A 19,119-nucleotide genomic window follows, 5' to 3' on the forward strand; every position below is an offset into this window, starting at 1 on the left:
TCGCTGAACGGGGAGGGGTGCCGCTGGGAGGGGCGGCGGAGCCTCGGCCGTGGGCGGGGCCGGGCGGTGGGGAGCCGGAGCGCGAAGAAGAAGGCGCGTCTCAACAGCTGGGACAGCAACAGCAACAGCGGTCCTGGACAGCGCGGCGGAACCCACGGGCGTGGGTCGCGGTGAGCGCTGAGATCGCTGGCATGTCACCAAAGTGGCGGGAGAGACACCCGACTGTCAACCCAATGCCCGATTTGGGGGCAATGTTTCACCTCATCCGGTTACAGTGCGCGGAGAAAGGTTTGTGCAGCGCGTGACCAGGAGACATGGCGCAACATCCGGGGCCGCGCGTGCGGTGCGGCTTCGGACGGCCCCGGACGACCCCGGAGGGTTCCGGGCGGCTCCGTGGCCGGGCTTCGCGATCGGGCTCCGTGACCGGACTGTGATCCGGATCGCTTCCTCGGCCGGACCGCAACAAGATCCATCTCCGGAACGTCCTCCTCTGTGAGGCGAGCCAGGCCGGTGGCATGTGTCAGGGTTTTTGGTGATTTGAACACTTTCCGCATAGGCTTGGTTCCGCAGAGTGAATACGGGGCCCAATAGCAGATCTCGGCTTGACTCGCACAAAGCACGAACTTGTAATTTCACTCGTGTCGTTCGGCCGGGAATCGGCGGCGGCAGCATCGCGGGGACGCAAAAAAGACGGACGAGGGGCGCACATGACCGAGTTGTTCCAGGAACTGCTGGTCGAGGACGCGGAAGAGGAACTCGGCTGGCAGGAGCGCGCACTGTGCGCCCAGACCGACCCCGAGTCGTTCTTCCCGGAGAAGGGCGGCTCGACGCGCGAGGCCAAGAAGGTCTGCCTCGCCTGCGAAGTGCGCTCCGAATGCCTCGAGTACGCGCTGCAGAACGATGAACGCTTCGGCATCTGGGGCGGTCTGTCGGAGCGCGAACGCCGCCGCCTCAAGAAGGCCGCCGTCTGACGCTCGGCCCACCCGGGCCGGGCGGCCCCCCGGGCCGGGCTCCTGGGCCGGGCCCCCAGGCCCGACCTCCTGGTCAGGCCCCGGGCCGTTCTCCACAACCCCACACGAACAACCCCACACGAACGGGTACGCGCCGCCGCACCCGTGCCCGGCCCACGAACGGTCCGCACCCTGTGCTTGTCCACAGGCGGCGGACCGTCGCCGTGCCAGCCGTTAGTGTGGGCCTCCGTCCGAGACGCCTCCACGCCCCTCGCGGGCGACCCCCGGCCGGAGGGGCCGCAGCTCGATGTCCTCAACTCCTGAGTTTCCCAGGCACGTCGTCACCGCCGTGCTCGTCGCCCACGACGGCGCCCGCTGGCTGCCCGACGCCCTCGCCGGGCTGCTCGCCCAGGAGCGTCCCGTCCAGAACGTCATCGCCGCCGACACCGGCAGCGCCGACGACTCCGCCCGGCTGCTCGCCGACTCCCTCGGCCCCGACCGGGTCCTCCACCTCGCCCGCCGCACCGGCTTCGGCACCGCCGTCGAGGAGGCCGCGCGCACCGCGCCGGTCCTCGGCCCGGAGGAACTCCCGTACCTGAAGCGGCCCAGCGGCTGGGACCCGGTCACCCGCACCTGGCAGGACGACGCCTACGACCTGCCCGAACTCCCGCACGGGGAGCCCGTGCAGTGGCTCTGGCTGCTCCACGACGACTGCGCGCCCGACCCCGGCGCGCTCACCGAACTGCTGCGCGTCGCCGACTCCGACGAGGACGCCGCCGTCGTCGGCCCCAAGCTGCGCGGCTGGTACGACCGCAAGCAGCTGCTCGAAGCGGGCGTCTCCATCGCCCGCAGCGGCCGCCGCTGGACCGGCCTCGACCGCCGTGAGCAGGACCAGGGCCAGCACGACCAGGTCCGCTCCGTGCTCTCCGTGTCCAGCGCCGGCATGCTCGTCCGCCGCGACGTCTTCGAGGAGCTCGGCGGCTTCGACCGCCGACTGCCCCTGATGCGCGACGACGTCGACCTGTGCTGGCGCGCCCACGCCGCGGGACACCGGGTGCTCGTCGCCCCCGACGCCGTCCTGCGGCACGCCGAGGCCGCCGCCCGCGAACGCCGTACGGTCGACTGCGCGGGCCGCTCCGCCGCCAACCCGCACCGCGTCGACAAGGCCGGCGCCGTCTACACGCTGCTCGCCAACAGCCGCGGCCGCGCCCTGCCGTACATCCTCGTCCGGCTCGTCCTCGGCACCCTGCTGCGCGCCCTCGGCTACCTCGTCGGCAAGGCGCCGGGACAGGCCGTCGACGAGATCATGGGCCTGCTCGCCACCCTGCTGCGGCCCGAGAAGATCCTCGCCGCCCGCAAGCGGCGCGGACGCGGCACCGTCCCCGCGAGCGAACTGCGCCCGCTCTTCCCGCCGCCCGGCGCCACCGTCCGCGCCGCCGCCGAACAGCTCACCTCCCAGCTCGGCGGCGCCGACGCCGACAACGGCGGCTCCCGGCACGGCGTCGCCGAGTCGGGCCCCGGCGGCGACGACGCCGACTACCTGGAGATCGAGCAGTTCGCCCGGCTCAAGAAGATCGCCCGCAAACCCGGGCCGGTCCTCTTCGCGCTGCTCCTCGTCGTCTCCCTGGTCGCCTGCCGCAACCTGCTCGCCGGCGGCTCGCTCGCCGGCGGCGCCCTGCTGCCCGCGCCCGACACCGTCTCGGGGCTCTGGTCGCGGTACGCCGACAGCTGGCACGCCCTCGGCACCGGCGGCACCCAGACCGCCCCGCCCTACCTGGCCGTGCTCGCCGCGCTCTCCGCGCTGTTCCTCGGCTCGACCTCGTTCGCGCTGACCCTGCTGCTGGTCTGCTCGGTCCCGCTCGCCGGGTTCACCGCCTACTTCGCCTCCCGCGGCATCGTCGAATCCCGGCTGCTGCGCGCCTGGGCCGCCATCGCGTACGCCTTCCTGCCCGCCGTCACCGGCGCCCTCGCCACCGGCCGGGTCGGCACCGCCGTCCTCGCCGTGCTGCTGCCGCTGATCGCCCGCGCCGCCGTCGCCGCCCACGGCCTCGGCCGCGCCGAGCGCGGCAGCTGGCGCGCCACCTGGGCGTACACCTTCCTGCTCACCACCACGATGGCGTTCACCCCGGTCGTCTGGCCGCTCGCGGTCCTGCTCGGCCTCGGCGTGCTCGCCTTCCGGCGCGCCGACATCACCGCCTACGGACTGCGCTTCCTCGCCGCCGTCGGCACCCCGCTGCTCGTCCTCGCGCCCTGGTCGCTCACCCTCCTGACCAGCCCGTCCGCCTTCCTCCACGAGGCCGGACTCGACCTGCGCACGGGCACCGCGTCCGCCCTCGACCTGCTCGGCGCCAGCCCCGGCGGCCCCGGCACCGTCGGCGGCCTGTTCCTCATCGGCCTGGTGCTCGCCGCGCTCGGCGCGCTGCTGCGCGAGGAGCGCGCCCTCGCGGTCCGCGCCGCCTGGGCCGCCGCCCTCGCCGGACTCCTGCTCGCCGTCCTCGGCAACGGCGCGGGCGGCACCGGCTGGGCCGGCCCCGCCACCCTCGTCCACGGCGCCGCGCTGCTCGCCGCGGGCATGATCGGCGCCGAGGGCGGCCGCACCCGGGTCGCCGCGCACGGCTTCGGCTGGCGCCAGCCCGTCGCCGCGCTCATCGCCCTCGCCTGCGCGATCGGCCCGCTGGCCGCCGCGGCCGGCTGGATGCTCGGCGGCGCCGACGGCCCGCTGACCCGCCGCGACCCGGTCCAGGTGCCCGCGTTCGTCGCCGAGGAGAGCGGCACCCGCGACCAGGCCCGCACCCTCGTGCTCGGCGGCAGCTCGGCCGGCGAGGTCGCCTACACCCTGGTCCGCGGCTCCGGCGCCCGCCTCGGCGACGCCGAACTCACCGCGTCCGGCGGCAGCGACCCCCGGCTCGACGAGGTCGTCGCCCACCTGGTCGCGGGCTCCGGCGCCGACCAGACCCAGGAGCTCAGCGGCTTCGCCATCCGGTACGTGCTGGTCCGCGACGGCGCCCCGCGCGCCATGGGCCGCGTCCTCGACGCCACCCCCGGCCTCTCCCGGCTCAGCCAGCTCGACGGCAGCGCCCTGTGGCGGGTCGACCGCGAGGTCGCCCGCGTCATGATCGTCCCGAAGAACCCGGGCAGCGCCGCCTCCGGTACGGGGTCGGGCACCGCCTCCGGTACGGGGGCGGGCGCGGCGCCCGGCGCGGCCGACGGCACCCAGCCGGTCACCGTCGCCGCCGGACCCGTCGAGGCCCACACCGACATCCCGGCCGGACCCGCGGGCCGCGTGCTGCGGATCGCCGACCGCGCCGACGGCGGCTGGACCGCCACCCTCGGCGGCAAGGAGCTCACGCCCACCACCGTCGACGGCTGGGCCCAGGGCTTCGCCCTGCCCGCCGAAGGCGGCCGCCTCGACCTCACCTACCAGGAGCCGTTCACCCACAAGGTGTGGATCTGGGCCCAGGTCTTCCTCGCCGTCGTGCTGCTCGTCCTCGCCCTGCCCGGCCGCCGCCGCGACATCGACGACGACCTGCCCGACGAGGAGCTGGCCATCCCCGCCCAGGCCACCGCCGAGGGCGACGGCCGCCGCGCCCGCCGCCTGCGCGCCGCCGCCGAGGCGGAAGCGGAGACGGAGGCGGCCGAGGCAGCGGCGCCCGCGCCGCTGCCCGTGCCCGAGCAGCAGCAGCCAGAGTGGGACGACGCCCAGTACGCCGCCGCCCCGCAGCAGGCACAGCAGTCGCAGCAGCCGCAGCAGGCCCACGAGGCGGCCCAGCAGGGCTACTACCAGGACCCGCAGGGGTACCCGGAGACCTACCAGGACCCGTACGGGCAGCAGCAGCCGTACGACTACGACCCCTACGGGCAGCAGCCGCAGGCCGGGCAGCCGCAGACCTACGACCCGTACGCGCAGCCGCAGCAGGCCGCCCCGCAGGGCTACGACCAGAGCGGCTACGACCAGGCGGGCGGCCGGACCGGGTACGGCCAGGAGCAGTACGACCCGAACCCGTACGGCCAGAGCCAGTACGACCAGAACCAGTACGGGGAGCAGCCGTACGGGCAGCAGTACGCGGACCCGTACGGGGGCCAGTACGACGCCACCGCTCCGTACGACCCGAACAACCCGAACAACCCGGACGACCCGACCGGTTCAGGCGACCCGAACAACCCGGGCAACCCGAACCACCCGCACGACCCCTACGGATACGGGCAGCGGCAGCGTCCGGACGGGAGCAGCAACCAGTGAAGCTCAAGCGGACCACCCTCTCCCTGATCGCCGTCGCCACCGTCCTGGCCGCGGTCACCGGCGTCGCCGCGGTCACCGCCCCCGACGGCACCGCCGGTCCGGCCGCAGCCGCCCCGGCCCGGCTGCCCGTCGAGCGCTCCAGCCTGCTCTGCCCCGCGCCGAGCACCTCGGAGGTCGCGGAGACCGCGTACACCTCGTACACCCCCGACGGTTCGAGGACCGGGACCAAGGCCGGGACCGGGACCGGTGCCCGTACCGACGAGCAGAGCACCGCCAAGGCCGAGCTGCGGCCCGCGGGCACGGCCGCCACCCCCGGCGACACCCCGGCGAAGAAGCCCAAGCAGGCCAAGGCCCCCGCCACCGTCACCAAGCCCGGCACCCCGGTCGGCGCCGAGGCCGACGGGCCGTCCGTGCCCGCCCTGGTCGGCTCGGCGAACGGCGTGCTGGCCCCCGGCTGGACCGTCCAGCAGACCACCGTCGTCTCGGCGGGCGGCGCCCGCGGCCTGCTCGGCGTCAGCTGCACCCCGCCGGACACCGACTTCTGGTTCCCCGGCGCGTCCACCGCCAAGCACCGGCAGGACTACGTCCACCTCACCAACCCCGACGACACCGCCGCCGTCGCCGACATCGAGCTGTACGGCCCCGCCGGGGCACTCAAGTCGCAGCTCACCGAGGGCATCCCGGTCCCCGCGCACTCCAGCGTCCCGGTGCTGCTCTCCACCCTGACCAGCGAGGCCGCCCAGCAGGACCTGGCGGTCCATGTGTCCACCCGCAGCGGCCGGGTCGGCGCGGTCGTCGGCACCGCCGACGAACAGGCCGGCAGCGACTGGCTCCCGGCCTCCGCCGACCCGTCGGCGAACGTCGTGCTCCCCGGCATCCCCGCCGACGCCACCTCGGTCCGGCTCGTCGCGTACGCCCCGGGCGACGCCGACGCCGACCTCAAGGTCCAGCTCGTCACCCCGACCGGCGCGATCGTGCCGGCCGGGGCGGGCTCGGTGCACGTCAAGTCCGGCATGACGACCGCGGTCGACCTGCCCGACCTGACCCGCGGCGAGCCGGGCTCGCTGCGGCTGACCCCGTCCGACCCGAAGAAGCCGACGCCGGTCGTCGCCGCGCTGCGGGTGGTCCGGGGCAAGGGCGAGAAGCAGGAGGTCGCGTTCATCCCGGCGGCCCCCGCGATCGAGGGCCGCGCGACGGTCGCCGACAACCGCGCCAAGGGCACCGTCCTCGCCCTGACCGCCCCGGCGGGCGGCGCCGAGGTCCGGGTCACCGCCTCGGCGGGCACCCAGGGCGGCACCCCCGTCACCAAGACGGTCACCCTGAAGCCGGGCACCACGACCTCGATCCCGGCACCCGCCCCCGAGGGCCTCAAGGGCAGCTACGCGCTGACCGTCGAGCACGTCTCGGGCGGCCCGGTGCACGCGGCCCGGATGCTGGAGGTGCCGGACGACGGCATCCCGATGTTCACGATCCAGACGTTCGCGGACGACCGGGGCACGGTGCAGGTGCCGAAGGCGAAGCAGGACCTGCGGGTGCTGGACTAGGGCGGGCTTGGACCGGCCAGCGGCCGGGCCTGGACTGGGCTCAGCTCCGGTTCAGGCCCGGCCGAGGCCCGGCTGAGCTGCGGTTCAGGTCCGGGTCCAGGTCCGGGTCCGGGTTCAGGTCCGGGTTCGGGCCCGGCTCACTCCTGGCCGTACCGGGGGTCGACCGAATCGGGCGAGAGCCCGAGGAGCTCCGCCACCTGCTCGACGACCACCTCGTGGATGAGCAGCGCGCGCTCGTCACGGCTCTTGGTGCGGATCTCGACCGGGCGGCGGTAGACGACGACCCGGGCGGGCTCGTTCTTCTCCGCGGGGGTCGAGCCGCCGAGCGGCACCGTCTCGCCGGACACGGCGGGCGGCACCTCCATCACCATGAACTCGACGTCGGCCAGCTGCGGCCAGCGCCGCTCCAGGCGCTCCACCGAGTCCAGGACCAGATCGCGGAAGGTGTCCGCGCGGCTGGCGGACAGCGGGACCTGCGGCGGGGCCACCGGCCCCCGCATGCCGCGGCCGTGCCGGTCACGGCGGCGCACCCGTGGCGCCGGGCCCGCCATGCGGTCCGTGCCACCGACCCGGCCGCCGACCGTGCTGCCGTCCGTACCGCCGGGCCGACCGCTGTCCGTACCGCGGTCCGCGCCGCCGTCCGTACCGCCGTCCGTGCTGTGCGTGCTCTCCGTCACTGACGCAGCGTAACTCTCCCCGGTGTTCCCGTACCGGTCCTGCGGACCCCCGACCGTGGCGTGGGGCCGCCACCACTGTCGGAACCCGACCGTTCCGGCCGCTGGGCGGGCCGGTTCCGAGCCCACTCCGGATCGGCCATCTGGCCGTGACCGACCGGATCGCGTCGCATCCCTGTCCGGATCGCGCCCCGCCCGCTCCCGCCCGCCGCACCGCTCCCGCAGGTCGGAACGGGCGATCGGAAACGGTCCGTGGCGGACGTCACACCGCGACACGGTGGAGTGACCTGGGGGAGAGTCGTCGCGGCCCGCTCAAGAGTGCGGTACCGTCCAACGTCGTGAGCCCTGTACGTCGCTGTTCGCGCACCGCGTGCGGCCGCCCTGCCGTCGCGACACTGACGTACGTCTATGCCGACTCGACCGCGGTCCTCGGCCCGCTCGCCACCTACGCCGAGCCCCACTGCTACGACCTGTGCGCCGAGCACAGCGAGCGCCTCACCGCCCCGCGCGGGTGGGAGGTCGTGCGGCTCACCGACGGATCCGCCCCCTCCCGGCCCAGCGGCGACGACCTCGAAGCCCTCGCCAACGCGGTCCGCGAGGCGGCCCGCCCGCAGGAGCGCGCGGCCGAGGCGGGCGGCGGCAAACCCGGTGCGGGCGGCCGCGGCGGCGACCCCATGGAGGTCGGCCGACGCGGACACCTCAGGGTGCTCCGTTCCCCCGAAAACTGATCAAGGTCCCCTCCCGGGTAGTTTGGGCGTTCCGTACGCGCGCCGCATCGCGCGTCCGGTGTGCGGTTGCCGAGACTTCAGGAGGTTGATCCGTGGCTGCTGATCTGTCGCAGATCGTTAAGGCGTACGACGTGCGTGGCGTGGTGCCGGATCAGTGGGACGAGTCGCTGGCCGAGTTGTTCGGCGCGGCGTTCGTCGAGGTCGTGGCGGCCGACGCCATCGTCATCGGGCACGACATGCGCCCCTCGTCGCCGGGCCTGGCCGCCGCCTTCGCGCGCGGCGCCGCCCGCCTCGGCGCGGACGTCACCCTGATCGGGCTCTGCTCGACGGACCAGCTGTACTACGCGTCCGGCGCGCTGAACCTGCCGGGCGCGATGTTCACCGCCTCGCACAACCCGGCCCAGTACAACGGCATCAAGATGTGCCGCGCGGGCGCCGCCCCGGTCGGCCAGGACACCGGCCTCTCGCAGATCCGCGAGCTGGCCGAGCGCTGGCTGGACGAGGGCGCGCCGGAGCCGGCCGCGGGCACCGTCCCGGGCAGCGTGAGCGAGCGCGAGACCCTCGGCGACTACGCCGCCCACCTGCGTGGTCTCGTCGACCTGACGTCGATCCGGCCGCTGAAGGTCGTGGTGGACGCGGGCAACGGCATGGGCGGGCACACCGTCCCGACCGTGTTCGACGGGCTGCCGCTCGACGTCGTCCCGATGTACTTCGAGCTCGACGGCACCTTCCCGAACCACGAGGCCAACCCGCTCGACCCGAAGAACATCGTCGACCTCCAGGCGCGGGTCCGCGCCGAGGGCGCCGACCTCGGCATCGCGTTCGACGGCGACGCCGACCGCTGCTTCGTCGTCGACGAGAACGGCGACCCGGTCGCCCCGTCGGCGATCACGGCGCTGGTCGCGGCGCGCGAGCTGGCGAAGAACGGCGGCGCGGGCACGATCATCCACAACCTGATCACCTCGTGGTCGGTCCCGGAGGTCGTGCGCGAGCACGGCGGTACGCCGGTACGGACCCGGGTGGGCCACTCCTTCATCAAGGAGGAGATGGCGCGGACGGGCGCGATCTTCGGCGGCGAGCACTCGGCGCACTACTACTTCAAGGACTTCTGGAACGCGGACACCGGCATGCTGGCCGCGCTCCACGTCCTCGCCGCCCTCGGCGGCCAGGACGGCCCGCTGTCGGCCCTGGTCTCCTCGTACGACCGCTACGCCTCCTCCGGCGAGATCAACTCGACGGTCGCCGACCAGACCGCCCGCCTGGCGGCCGTCCGCGCGGCCTTCACCGACCGCGAGGGCGTCACCCTCGACACCCTCGACGGCCTCACCGCCACCGCCGCCGACTGGTGGTTCAACGTCCGCGCCTCCAACACGGAGCCCCTCCTCCGCCTGAACGTCGAGGCCCGCGACGAGGCCACGATGTCGAAGATCCGCGACGAGGCCCTGAGCCTGATCCGCGGCTAGCGGCTTACTGCGGGGCGCGAGCCCCGAGACTTTCCAGGGCTCCGCCTCCGATGGGGGCGGGGCCCTGTGTGCTGCTCGGGCGGGGGCGGGCCTCGTCAACCTGTTGCGGGCTGTTGCGGGTTGCGCGCCCTTCGCGGGCTGCGCCCGGCCCGGTGGGGCCCGCGCCTCGTCGTCCCTTTGCGGCCCGCGCCCGCGCCTGGCGGCTGGGGCCGCGCCTCGTCGTCCCGTGGTGATCTGCGCCCGCGCCGCGTGCCCGCGCCCGCGTGGCCGGGCCCGCGCCCCGTCGTCCCTTTGCGGGCTGCGCCCGCGCCGGGTGGCCGGGGCTGGGCCTCGTCGTCTTCCCGTGGTGGGCTGCGCCCGTGCCGCGTGCCCGTTCCGCGTGCCCGCGCCCGCGTGGCTGGGGCCGCGCCTCGTCGTCCCTTTGCGGGCTGCGCCCGCGCCTGGCGGCTGGGGCCGGGCCTCGTCGCCGTCCCGTGGTGGGCTGGGCCCGCGCCTCGTCGTCCCGTGGTGGGCATTCGTCCCGCTGGGGCGGGACGGGTGGGCACACGGGACGGCGCCCTTTGCGGGCGCCTCCGCTCCCTGTTCCTGCGGCACCCTGACGGACCCGTCACGGAACAGGGCGGTACGCCACAGGGCCCGGCCCAAGCCGCCCGCGCCGCCAGAGCGCGAACGCCCGGCCCGGCCCGGCCACGGCCACGGCCACGGCCACGGCCACGGCCACGGCCAAGCCCCCAAGCTCCCGCACCCGCTCCCACGCACGCCAGGGCAACCCCACCCCGCCCCCTCCCCGTCACCCCACCTCCCCCCACCCACCCCCTCCCCGCAACCCCCACCCCGCACCGTGTCCCCCGGCGCCCCGCACGTCGCACCGCTTCCTCGGACGCGCCGGGCACCGCCCCAGCGGTAGGCTGACGAGGCCCGAGACAGCCGTACGCGTACGACCGAACGTCCGAAGGGACCCGCCACATGCCGCTCGAAGCCGGCCTCCTGGAGATCCTGGCCTGCCCGGCCTGCCACGCCCCGCTGAACGACCGCACGGCGGAGGAGAACCCGGAGCTCGTCTGCACCTCCGCGGACTGCGGCCTCGCGTACCCGGTGCGCGACGGCATCCCGGTCCTGCTGGTCGACGAGGCCCGCCGCCCCGCGTAACGGGCCCGAGGCCGGAGCCGTACCCAGGGAAGCGGGCACGGCGGCGCGGGACCGGCCCCCGAGGCAGCCACCGGCCCAAGGCCCAAGGCCAAGGCCCAAGGCCCAAGGCCGAGGCCCAAGCCAAGGCCGAAGCCCAGGGGCATCCCCGGCCGTAGGCCCGCCCCACCCCCCACACACAGAGTCCACGCCAGCGCCCCGCACCCACCCCGGGGATGCCCCCGCCGGCCACCCCCGCCGGCCCGCTCCGACGACCGGAGGCCCGCCACATGCTCGACGAGACCCTCCTCGACGCACCGGACGCCCTCGCCCTCGCCGACCGCCGAGGTCTCCTCCGCGGCGCGGCGGAAGCGGGCGCGCGGGTACGTACCGCCGCCCGGCACGCCACCGAGGCGGGCATCACGGAGCTGCGCCCCGAGGGCCGCCCCCGCGCCGTCCTCGTCGCGGGCCCCGGCACCGCCGCCGCGGGCGTCGCCGACCTGGTGGGCGCCCTGGCGGGCGCGGCCGCCCCGGTGATCAGGCTGCAGCCGACCGGCGTCGCCGCCGCCGCGGGCGCGCTGCGCTGGACGCTGCCCGGCTGGGCGGGCTCGGTGGACCTGCTGCTCGTACCGACGACGGACGGTTCCGAGCCCGGCCTGGAACTCCTCGCCGAGCAGGCGTACCGGCGCGGTGTCACGGTCGTCGCCGTCGCCCCCAAGGACTCCCCGCTCGCCGAGGCGGTCAGCGGCTCGCGCGGCCTGTTCGTGCCGATGGCGACGACCCCGCACGAGACCGCCGAGGACTCCACGGACTCCCTCGCCGCCAGCCCCGGCGCCCTGTGGGCGCTGTTCACGCCGCTCCTCGCGCTGCTCGACCGGGTGGGTCTGGTGGAGGCGCCGCCGGAGGCGCTGGAGCAGGTCGCGGACCGGCTCGACCGTACGGCGGAGCGCTGCGGCCCGGCGATCGCCACGTACGGCAACCCGGCCAAGACGCTCGCCGCCGAGCTCGCCGACTCGCTCCCGCTGGTGTGGACCGAGGGCGAGGCCGCGGGCCCGGCGGGCCGCCGCTTCGCCGCCGTCCTCGCCGAGCTCTCCGGGCTGCCCGCGCTCGCCGCCGAACTCCCGGAGGCGCTGCCCGCGCACGGGATGCTGCTCGCGGGCGACTACGCGGCGGGCGCCGACCCCGACGACTTCTTCCGCGACCGCGTCGAGGAGCCGCAGGCGCTGCGCGCCCGCGTGGTGCTCCTGCGCGACCGCCCGGCCGAGGGCAACGCCCTGAGCGCGGCCCCCGCCGCCCGCGAACTCGCGCTCGGCCACGACACGGCGATCAGCGAACTCGAACCGGAGGAGGGCACCGCGCTGGAACGCCTCGCGGAACTCCTCGCCATGACCGACTTCGCCGCGGTGTACCTGTCCCTGGCAGCGGCGGCGACGCCACCGAGCTGACGTACGGGGCGGGGCGCGGCCACGTACCCGAGCGCCCCGCGCCGCCCTGCCCGAGCCGCAAGCCCCGCAGGGCCCAAGAAAACTCACCCCGCCCCCACACCCCGCCCCCACACCCCGCCCCCACACCCCGTATCTGCACCCCCGTATCCGTACTCCCGCCCCCACGTCCATCACCGCCCCGCACCGAAAGAGCTGGAAGCACCATGGACCGCCTCGTCAACACCGTCCGCCCGTACGCCTGGGGGTCCACGACGGCCATCCCCGAACTCCTCGGGGTCGCCCCGACCGGCGAACCGCAGGCCGAGATGTGGATGGGCGCCCACCCCGGCGCGCCGTCGCGGACCGCGCGCGGTCCGCTGAACGAGGTCGTCGACGCCGATCCCGTACGTGAGCTCGGTGCCGCGGCGGTCGACAAGTTCGGCCCGCGGCTGCCGTTCCTGCTCAAGGTCCTCGCCGCCGGTGCCCCGCTCTCCCTCCAGGTCCACCCCGACCTCGCGCAGGCCCGTGAGGGGTTCGCCGCCGAGGAGGCGGCGGGCGTCCCGATCGACGCGCCGCACCGCAACTACAAGGACGCCAACCACAAGCCCGAACTGATCTGCGCGCTCACGCCGTTCCACGGCCTGTGCGGGTTCCGGGACCCGATCGCCGCCGCCGACACGATGGCCGCGCTCGGCGTCGACTCGCTGAAGCCGTACGTGGACCTCCTCCACGCCCACCCGGCCGAGGCCGCGCTGCGCGAGGTGCTGACCGCGCTGCTCACCGCCGACCGCCGCGAGATGGCGCACACCGTCGCCGAGGCGGCGCAGGCCGCCGCCCGCCTGGGCGGCGAGTTCGCCACGTACGCGCAGATCGCCCACCACTACCCCGACGACCCCGGGGTACTCGCCGCGATGCTGCTCAACCAGGTCACCCTGCAACCCGGCGAGGCCCTCTACCTGGGCGCGGGCGTGCCGCACGCGTACCTCGACGGCCTCGGCGTCGAGATCATGGCCAACTCCGACAACGTGCTGCGCTGCGGTCTCACGCCCAAGCACGTCGACGTCCCGGAGCTCCTCCGCATCGTCCTGTTCGAGCCGATCGACCCGGGCGTGCTGCGCCCGGAGGCGTCCGCGTCGGGCGAGGAGGTCTACGACACCCCGATCGACGAGTTCCGGCTGTCCCGTTTCGTACGGCCCGAGGGCGCCGTGCCGACCGACGTCACCGCCGGCACCCCGCAGATCCTGCTCGCGGTGGCGGGCCACCCGGTCGTCGGTGCGGAAACCCTCGCTCCGGGCGAGTCCGTGTTCGTCCCGGCGGGCGAAACGACCGAACTGTCCGGTACGGGAACGGTCTTCCGTGCCACCGTGGTGGCCTGATGCAACAATGACCGGCCGACAGCAGGCAGTAGCCCCGCGTCACCGGTGAAGCAAGAGGCGGACGGTGACGCGCGGGGCACGCACCGACGAAGGGAACGAGTCAGACCATGAGCGCGTCAGGCGGAACCAAGGCGATCGTGGCGGCCCTCGCCGCCAATCTCGCGATCGCCGTAGCCAAGTTCGTGGCGTTCCTCTTCAGTGGTTCGTCCTCGATGCTCGCGGAGAGCGTCCACTCGCTCGCCGACTCCGGCAACCAGGGGCTGCTGCTGCTCGGCGGCAAGCGCGCCCAGCGCGAGGCCACCCCGCAGCACCCGTTCGGCTACGGCCGCGAGCGCTACATCTACGCCTTCCTCGTCTCCATCGTGCTCTTCTCCGTCGGTGGCATGTTCGCCATCTACGAGGGCTACGAGAAGATCAAGCACCCGCACGAGATCGAAGCCTGGTACTGGCCGGTCGGCGTCCTGCTCTTCGCGATCGTCGCGGAGTCGTTCTCCTTCCGCACCGCGATCAAGGAGTCGAACGAGCTGCGCGGCGGCCTCTCCTGGAAGGAGTTCGTGCGCCGCGCCAAGGCGCCCGAGCTGCCGGTGGTGCTCCTGGAGGACCTCGGCGCGCTCGTCGGTCTGGTGCTCGCGCTCGGCGGCGTCGGCCTGGCGCTGCTGACCGGCAACGGCGTCTGGGACGGCATCGGCACGCTCTGCATCGGCATCCTGCTGATCATCATCGCGATCATCCTCGCCGCCGAGACCAAGTCGCTGCTCCTGGGCGAGGCGGCCGGCATCGAGGACGTGCAGAAGATCGAGGCCGCGATCGTCGACGGCGAGTCGGTCACCCGCCTCATCCACATGCGTACGCTCCACCTCGGCCCGGAGGAGCTGCTCGTGGCGGCCAAGATCGAGGTCCAGCACGACGAGACGGCCACCGAGGTCGCCAACGCCATCAACGCGGCCGAGGAACGCATCCGCGCCGCCGTCCCGATCGCCCGGGTGATCTACCTGGAGCCCGACATCTACGTCGGCCCCAAGCCCACCGCCTGACGCCCGTCGCCTGACCCCACCGTCTGACCCCCACAGCTCGATCCGCCCGAGGGGCCCCGCACCTGCCACCCAGGTCCGGGGCCCTCGCGCGCGTACCGGCGTACCGGCGTACGGGCACACCGCCACGGCCGGGTCCCTTGCTCGGGGCAGCGGGGCACACAGGTCAGGCCCGCACCTTTCACCGGTGCGGGCCTGACCTGTGTGCCGGAGCGGGGCCGGAGCGCGGGCGGAGCGACAGCGGACGCGCCCCACCCGCCCCCTCGGCTAGCCGATCTCGCCGAGCAGCCGCAGGATCTCCGCCTCGTCGGCGGCGCCCTGCAGGCGCTCCCGGAACTGGGCGTCCATCAACTTCCGCGACAGCAACGCGAGGATCCGCAGGTGCTCGTCCCCGGCGGCCGCCTCCGGTACCGCGATCATGAAGATCAGACGGGCCTTGGTGCCGTCGAGCGAACCCCACTCCACGCCCTCGGGCGACCGGGCGAAGCCGACCACGGGCGCCGAGACGGCGTCCGTCTTGGCGTGCGGGATGGCGATCTCCTCGCCGAGCCCGGTGGTGCCCTGGGCCTCACGCGCGAAGGCGACCCGGACCAGCTCCTCGGTGTCGGTGACCTTCCCGGTGGTGGCGAGCAGCGCCGCCATCTCCCGGATCGCCCCGTCCTTGTGGTCGGCGACGAGCCGCGTCTTCACGGTCCGCGCGGTCAGATAGCCCGACAGCACCTCCCCGGGGTCCGCTCCGTCCGCCGGGGACGGGTCGGCCGGGCCGGTCGGGCCGGTCGGTACGGGGCCGGTCGCCGCGACCGAAGCGGTACGGGTACCCACGCCACCCGCACCGACGCCGGCGCCGCCGCCCGCACCGACGCCCGCGAGGGCGGGCTCGGGAACCCCGGCGGCGATCGCGTCGCCGCGCTGCCGCCGCTCACGGATGTCGATGAGCGCGTTGGTGGTGAGCGCGGTGACCACGGTGCCGATGGCGACCGCGAGGAAGAACATCGGCACACCGTCGACCGCGTTCAGCACGGCCACGATCGGACCGCCGTGCGGCACCGCGTCCGTGACCCCGGCCATACCGGCGATCGCACCGGCGACCGCGCCGCCCAGCATGTTCGCCGGGATCACCTGCGCGGGCCGGGCGGCCGCGAACGGGATCGCGCCCTCCGAGATGCCGAACATGCCCATGAAGAGCGAGGCCATGCCGGTCTCGCGCTCCTGCTCCGAGTACAGCTTGCGGCGCAGCAGCGTGGCCAGGCCCTGGCCGAGCGGCATCACGGGGATGGCCGCGGCGCACATGCCCATGACGTTCTGGTTGCCCGTCGCGATGAGACCCGCGCCGAACAGGAACGCCGTCTTGTTGACCGGGCCGCCCATGTCGAACGCGATCATCAGCCCGAGGATCGCGCCCAGCAGGATCGCGCTGGTGCCGTCCATGCTGCCGAGCCAGCTGGTCAGGTGCTCGAACACCCAGGAGATGGGTTGTCCGATGACGTAGATGAAGAACAGGCCGAGTGCCGTCGTCGCCACGATGGGGATCACGATGATCGGCATGATCGGCTGGACGAACTTCGGGACCTTGACCTTCTTGATCGCAAGGACCAGGTAGCCCGCGAGGAAACCGGTCACGATGGCGCCGATGAAGCCCGCGCCCGCCTCGGAGTTGTACAGCGAGCCGTCGTTGGCGATCCAGCCGCCGATCATGCCCGGCACGAGCGCGGGCCGGTCACCGATGGCGTACGCGATGTATCCGGACAGGATCGGCACCATCAGCTTGAAGCCGATGACACCGATGTTGTTGACGTCCATCCAGAAGGAGTCCTTCGGGATGACCAGACCCTCGGGCGTCGCGTGGCCGCCGATGGCGAGGGAGATCGCGATCAGCAGACCGCCGACGACGACGAACGGAATCATGTACGAGACACCGTTCATCAGTGCCTTGTACGCGACGCTCCGCTCCTTGCCGCCGCCACTGCCCCCGCTGCCGCCGGCTCCGGTGGCACCCGCACCGGCACCGCCGCCGCCCCCGTGCACCGGGGCGCCGGAAACCTGCTCGATCAGCTGCTCGGGACGCCGGATGCCCTCGGCCACCCCGACGACCAGGACCCGCTTGCCGACGAACCGGTCGAGATCCACGTCCTTGTCGGCCGCGATGATGATCCCGTCGGCGTGGTTGACATCGTTGTCAGTGAGGACGTTCTCGGCCCCGATCGAGCCCTGTGTCTCCACCTTCATGTCCACCCCGAGCGCCTCGGCGGCCTGCGCCAGCTTCTCGGCGGCCATGTAGGTGTGGGCGATCCCGGTCGGACACGCGGTGATCGCGAGCAGCCTCGGCCTGCGCTGCTCACCCGCCTGGCTGGTCACGAACTACTCCTCATCGGCTTCTCCTCCTGCTTGCCCCGGACGCCAACGCTCCGGTTTCCCCCGGCATCCTCTCCCACGCCCCTCCGGCGCCAAAAGTCCGTAAGGCCCTCAATCCAGGGGCCACACGACCCTTTTGCCACCCCCGTCCCAGCCGCCCCCACCCACCCTTACCCCCACCCACCCTTACCCCCACCCACCCTTACCCCTCCCTCCCCCCGGCGGTGAGACATGCACGGCCCACGCGTCACCGACCACCGTCACCCACCACCGTCACCCACCACCGTCACCCACCACCGCCACCGGCATCACCGGCCGCCGCCCCCTCTCGCCCCGCCCCAGCCCCCACCGTCCCCCTGCCCCGCCCCCGATTGAGCACGAAGCAACATCAGTTTCACTGTGGGCCGCTGCGCCGATCGGTGTAGATTCGTGACCAGCCAGACGTCGCTGCTGATGGCGGTCGGGCGGCACCCCGAGGGGGCCGTCCGAGGGAGAGAGGGCCTCCGACGACTGCACCGCGCGCCACGCGGGAGCACTCGGGCATTCGTATGCCCGCGTCCTGCCCAGCCGCGCTGCCAGGTGCCCACTCGACCCCTCGAACCCGATCCACGAGGAGCAGCTCCAGTCATGACGACTGTCGCCAAGCAGGACTTCAAGGTCGCCGACCTCTCCCTGGCCACCTTCGGCCGCAAGGAGATCACCCTCGCCGAGCACGAGATGCCCGGCCTGATGTCGATCCGCCGCGAGTACGCCGAGACGCAGCCGCTCGCCGGCGCCCGTATCACCGGCTCCCTGCACATGACCGTGCAGACCGCCGTCCTCATCGAGACCCTGGTCGCGCTCGGCGCCGAGGTCCGCTGGGCCTCCTGCAACATCTTCTCCACCCAGGACCACGCGGCCGCCGCCATCGCCGTCGGCCCGAACGGCACCCCCGAGAACCCCCAGGGTGTTCCGGTCTTCGCCTGGAAGGGCGAGACCCTCGAGGAGTACTGGTGGTGCACGGAGCAGGCCCTGACCTGGCCGAACACCCCCACCGGCGGCCCGAACATGATCCTCGACGACGGTGGCGACGCCACCCTCCTCGTCCACAAGGGCGTCGAGTTCGAGAAGGCCGGCTCCGCCCCGGACCCGTCCACCGCGGACTCCGAGGAGTACGGCTACATCCTCACCCTGCTGAACCGGACCCTCACCGAGGACCCGCAGAAGTGGACCCAGCTGGCGTCCGAGATCCGCGGTGTCACCGAGGAGACCACGACCGGTGTCCACCGCCTCTACGAGATGCAGCAGGCGGGCACGCTGCTGTTCCCGGCGATCAACGTGAACGACGCCGTGACGAAGTCGAAGTTCGACAACAAGTACGGTTGCCGTCACTCGCTGATCGACGGCATCAACCGTGCCACCGATGTCCTGATCGGCGGCAAGACGGCGGTCGTGTTCGGTTACGGCGACGTCGGCAAGGGCTGCGCGGAGTCCCTGCGGGGCCAGGGCGCGCGCGTGATCGTCACCGAGATCGACCCGATCTGCGCCCTCCAGGCCGCCATGGACGGCTACCAGGTCGCCACCCTCGACGACGTCGTCGAGACCGCCGACATCTTCATCACGACGACGGGCAACAAGGACATCATCATGGCGTCCGACATCGCCCGGATGAAGCACCAGGCGATCGTGGGCAACATCGGCCACTTCGACAACGAGATCGACATGGCCGGCCTGGCGCAGATCCCGGGCATCGTGAAGGACGAGGTCAAGCCCCAGGTCCACACCTGGACGTTCTCCGACGGCAAGGTCGTCATCGTGCTGTCCGAGGGCCGCCTGCTGAACCTCGGCAACGCGACCGGCCACCCCTCCTTCGTGATGTCGAACTCGTTCGCGGACCAGACGCTGGCCCAGATCGAGCTGTTCGCCAAGACGGCGGAGTACCCGGTCGGCGTCTACACGCTGCCGAAGCACCTGGACGAGAAGGTCGCCCGTCTCCACCTGGCCGCGCTCGGTGTGAAGCTGACGACCCTGCGCCCGGAGCAGGCCGCCTACATCGGCGTCCCGGTCGAGGGCCCGTTCAAGCCGGACCACTACCGCTACTGATCCGGCCCGGGGCACCGCCCCGGTGCGGTGTGGTGGGGGGGCGGCGGGCCCGGGCCGCCCCCCCCCCCCCCCCGGGCCCCCCCCCCCCGGGGCCCCCCCCCCCCCCCCCGGCCGCCGCATTCGCAAGGCG

General features: G+C 73.7%; 12 protein-coding genes. 10 read left to right on the top strand and 2 right to left on the bottom strand.

Going from position 1 to position 19,119, the window contains the following annotated elements; translation table 11 throughout:
• The first annotated feature begins 707 nt into the window (after nucleotides 1–707).
• The 3 genes from ACIPXM_RS17815 (at nucleotide 708) to ACIPXM_RS17825 (ending at nucleotide 6,734) form a co-directional block, all read left to right on the top strand.
• Complete coding sequence (locus tag ACIPXM_RS17815; RefSeq protein ID WP_401656144.1) at nucleotides 708–971, top strand: WhiB family transcriptional regulator; 264 nt, start codon at nucleotides 708–710, stop codon at nucleotides 969–971.
• A 286-nt stretch (nucleotides 972–1,257) separates the two neighbouring features.
• The gene (locus ACIPXM_RS17820) at nucleotides 1,258–5,190 is read left to right on the top strand and encodes a glycosyltransferase family 2 protein (RefSeq protein ID WP_401656146.1); all 3,933 of its coding nucleotides are present in this window, start codon (nucleotides 1,258–1,260) and stop codon (nucleotides 5,188–5,190) included.
• Entirely contained in the window at nucleotides 5,187–6,734 is a 1,548-nt protein-coding gene (locus tag ACIPXM_RS17825) for a DUF5719 family protein (protein WP_401656148.1), read from the top strand. The genes ACIPXM_RS17820 and ACIPXM_RS17825 overlap by 4 nt, the downstream gene beginning before the upstream one ends.
• Nucleotides 6,735–6,871: 137 nt before the next feature.
• On the opposite strand, the gene ACIPXM_RS17830 is transcribed toward ACIPXM_RS17825, so the two are convergent.
• A complete protein-coding gene (locus ACIPXM_RS17830; protein ID WP_401656215.1) occupies nucleotides 6,872–7,285 on the bottom strand; it encodes a metallopeptidase family protein in 414 nt (137 codons plus the stop codon).
• Between the two features lie 410 nt (nucleotides 7,286–7,695).
• On the opposite strand from ACIPXM_RS17830, the gene ACIPXM_RS17835 reads away from it, so the two are divergent.
• The 6 genes from ACIPXM_RS17835 (at nucleotide 7,696) to ACIPXM_RS17860 (ending at nucleotide 14,558) form a co-directional block, all read left to right on the top strand.
• Nucleotides 7,696–8,136 (top strand): DUF3499 domain-containing protein, encoded by a 441-nt coding sequence (locus ACIPXM_RS17835; RefSeq protein ID WP_401656217.1) that lies wholly within the window; start codon nucleotides 7,696–7,698, stop codon nucleotides 8,134–8,136.
• 92 nt (nucleotides 8,137–8,228) lie between these two features.
• Nucleotides 8,229–9,599: a phosphomannomutase/phosphoglucomutase gene (locus ACIPXM_RS17840; protein WP_401656150.1), complete on the top strand. Its 1,371-nt coding sequence runs from the start codon at nucleotides 8,229–8,231 to the stop codon at nucleotides 9,597–9,599.
• A gap of 966 nt (nucleotides 9,600–10,565) precedes the next feature.
• The gene (locus ACIPXM_RS17845) at nucleotides 10,566–10,748 is read left to right on the top strand and encodes a Trm112 family protein (protein WP_401656152.1); all 183 of its coding nucleotides are present in this window, start codon (nucleotides 10,566–10,568) and stop codon (nucleotides 10,746–10,748) included.
• Nucleotides 10,749–11,014: 266 nt separating this feature from the next.
• Nucleotides 11,015–12,169: an SIS domain-containing protein gene (locus ACIPXM_RS17850; RefSeq protein WP_401656154.1), complete on the top strand. Its 1,155-nt coding sequence runs from the start codon at nucleotides 11,015–11,017 to the stop codon at nucleotides 12,167–12,169.
• A gap of 203 nt (nucleotides 12,170–12,372) precedes the next feature.
• Entirely contained in the window at nucleotides 12,373–13,524 is a 1,152-nt protein-coding gene (gene manA / locus ACIPXM_RS17855) for a mannose-6-phosphate isomerase, class I (protein ID WP_401656156.1), read from the top strand.
• A 107-nt stretch (nucleotides 13,525–13,631) separates the two neighbouring features.
• The gene (locus ACIPXM_RS17860; protein ID WP_401656158.1) at nucleotides 13,632–14,558 is read left to right on the top strand and encodes a cation diffusion facilitator family transporter; all 927 of its coding nucleotides are present in this window, start codon (nucleotides 13,632–13,634) and stop codon (nucleotides 14,556–14,558) included.
• Nucleotides 14,559–14,822: 264 nt separating this feature from the next.
• Here ACIPXM_RS17860 and ACIPXM_RS17865 read toward each other — a convergent pair whose 3' ends face one another.
• Nucleotides 14,823–16,829: a fructose-specific PTS transporter subunit EIIC gene (locus ACIPXM_RS17865; protein ID WP_401656219.1), complete on the bottom strand. Its 2,007-nt coding sequence runs from the start codon at nucleotides 16,827–16,829 to the stop codon at nucleotides 14,823–14,825.
• Nucleotides 16,830–17,534: 705 nt separating this feature from the next.
• On the opposite strand from ACIPXM_RS17865, the gene ahcY reads away from it, so the two are divergent.
• Complete coding sequence (ahcY, locus tag ACIPXM_RS17870; RefSeq protein ID WP_401656160.1) at nucleotides 17,535–18,989, top strand: adenosylhomocysteinase; 1,455 nt, start codon at nucleotides 17,535–17,537, stop codon at nucleotides 18,987–18,989.
• Nucleotides 18,990–19,119 lie beyond the last annotated feature (130 nt).

The organism is Streptomyces sp. NPDC090025, assembly GCF_044748125.1.
Lineage (GTDB): Bacteria > Actinomycetota > Actinomycetes > Streptomycetales > Streptomycetaceae > Streptomyces.

What these genes read in the sequence shown, in the direction of transcription:
- ACIPXM_RS17830 (WP_401656215.1), bottom strand. Translation starts at nt 7,285, where the DNA reads ATGGCGGGCCCGGCGCCACGGGTGCGCCGCCGTGACCGGCACGGCCGC.
- ACIPXM_RS17865 (WP_401656219.1), bottom strand. Translation starts at nt 16,829, where the DNA reads ATGGCCGCCGAGAAGCTGGCGCAGGCCGCCGAGGCGCTCGGGGTGGAC.
- ACIPXM_RS17860 (WP_401656158.1), top strand. Translation starts at nt 13,632, where the DNA reads ATGAGCGCGTCAGGCGGAACCAAGGCGATCGTGGCGGCCCTCGCCGCC.
- ACIPXM_RS17850 (WP_401656154.1), top strand. Translation starts at nt 11,015, where the DNA reads ATGCTCGACGAGACCCTCCTCGACGCACCGGACGCCCTCGCCCTCGCC.
- ACIPXM_RS17820 (WP_401656146.1), top strand. Translation starts at nt 1,258, where the DNA reads ATGTCCTCAACTCCTGAGTTTCCCAGGCACGTCGTCACCGCCGTGCTC.
- manA (WP_401656156.1), top strand. Translation starts at nt 12,373, where the DNA reads ATGGACCGCCTCGTCAACACCGTCCGCCCGTACGCCTGGGGGTCCACG.
- ACIPXM_RS17845 (WP_401656152.1), top strand. Translation starts at nt 10,566, where the DNA reads ATGCCGCTCGAAGCCGGCCTCCTGGAGATCCTGGCCTGCCCGGCCTGC.
- ahcY (WP_401656160.1), top strand. Translation starts at nt 17,535, where the DNA reads ATGACGACTGTCGCCAAGCAGGACTTCAAGGTCGCCGACCTCTCCCTG.
- ACIPXM_RS17815 (WP_401656144.1), top strand. Translation starts at nt 708, where the DNA reads ATGACCGAGTTGTTCCAGGAACTGCTGGTCGAGGACGCGGAAGAGGAA.